This is a genomic window from Thalassolituus sp. UBA2009, from assembly GCF_002335285.1.
Taxonomy (GTDB): domain Bacteria; phylum Pseudomonadota; class Gammaproteobacteria; order Pseudomonadales; family Oceanobacteraceae; genus Venatoribacter; species Venatoribacter alkanivorans.
In genome coordinates this window covers 4543-5818 of sequence record NZ_DDCJ01000080.1, presented here as the reverse complement: position 1 = coordinate 5818, position 1276 = coordinate 4543, and the positions used below count along the sequence as shown (strand labels likewise).

2 protein-coding genes are annotated in these 1276 nt (G+C 50.8%); one reads left to right on the top strand and one right to left on the bottom strand.

Going from position 1 to position 1276, the window contains the following annotated elements; genetic code table 11:
* Positions 1-345: hypothetical protein (locus tag B3P58_RS09920; protein ID WP_286717279.1), on the top strand; the 345-nt coding region annotated here is incomplete at its 5' end.
* Positions 346-359: 14 nt separating this feature from the next.
* Here B3P58_RS09920 and galU read toward each other — a convergent pair.
* Positions 360-1247: a UTP--glucose-1-phosphate uridylyltransferase GalU gene (gene galU / locus B3P58_RS09915; protein ID WP_286717277.1), complete on the bottom strand. Its 888-nt coding sequence runs from the start codon at positions 1245-1247 to the stop codon at positions 360-362.
* Positions 1248-1276: the final 29 nt, after the last annotated feature.

The window sequence follows — 1276 nt, the reverse complement described above, 5'->3', positions numbered from 1 at the left end:
TACGATTTATTTGAGCGCTTCGCGGGCATGGCCCGCTCCTACGATTTGTTTCAGCAGGCATGGTCCGTTCCTGCGATTTATTACGGCAGATGGTCCGCTTCTGCGATTTATTACAGCGGTTCGCGGGCATGGCCCGCTCCTACGATCTATTACGGCAGGAATGGCCCGCTTCTGCGATTTATCGCGGCAAAATGCCGCTCCTACGGTTTATTAGAGCGCTTCGCGGGCATGGCCCGCTCCTACGATCTATTACGGCAGGAATGGCCCGCTTCTGCGATTTATCGCGGCAAAATGCCGCTCCTACGATTTATTTCAGCGGTTCGCGGGCATGGCCCGCTCCTATAATCTATTGCGACTAATTACAGACTTTTAACCCACTCACTGAAGGCTTTGCCCTCTTTTTCATGACGCATGCTGTATTCGACAAAAGCCTTCATATAGCCCAGCTTGCCGCCACAATCATGGGATTTACCGGTCATGTAGAACGCATTAACAGCATCCCGCTGCATCAGGGTAAAGATGGCATCGGTCAGCTGAATTTCATCCCCGGCACCAGGAGCTGTGTGCTCAAGAATTTCCCATATACTAGCTGGCAATACATAACGGCCAACAACCGCCAGATTGGATGGCGCTTCTTTAACCGCCGGTTTTTCAACAATGGTCGAAATCGGAGCGCTTTCGCCGGGTTTAAGTTCAGCCCCTGAAATATCGACGATGCCGTATTTATCCACGTCCTGCTGTGCTACAGCTTCTACCAGAATCTGGCTGGCGCCTGTTGTTTCATATTCACGGATCATTGCCGCGAGATTTTCCTTTTCCAGATCAGCACTGGCATCATCAATCAGCACGTCCGGTAGAACCACGACAAAAGGCGCGTCACCCACCAGTGGTTTGGCGCAGAGCACCGCATGGCCGAGCCCTTTAGCCTGTCCCTGACGAATATGCATAATGGTTACTCCTCTCGGAGTAATAGAACGCACTTCATCCAGCAGCTGGCGCTTAACACGGGCTTCCAGTGTCGACTCCAGTTCAAAGGAGGTATCAAAGTGGTTTTCAATCGCATTCTTTGAAGAGTGAGTTACCAGAATAATCTCGGTAATACCCGCAGCTGCACATTCGTTAACCACATATTGAATCAGCGGCTTATCAGCCAATGTCAGCATTTCTTTAGGAATGGCTTTGCTGGCAGGGAGCATGCGGGTGCCAAGACCGGCAACGGGAATTACAGCTTTAGTGACCTTTGTCATAATAAATCGGGATTACCCACTCCTGGTTT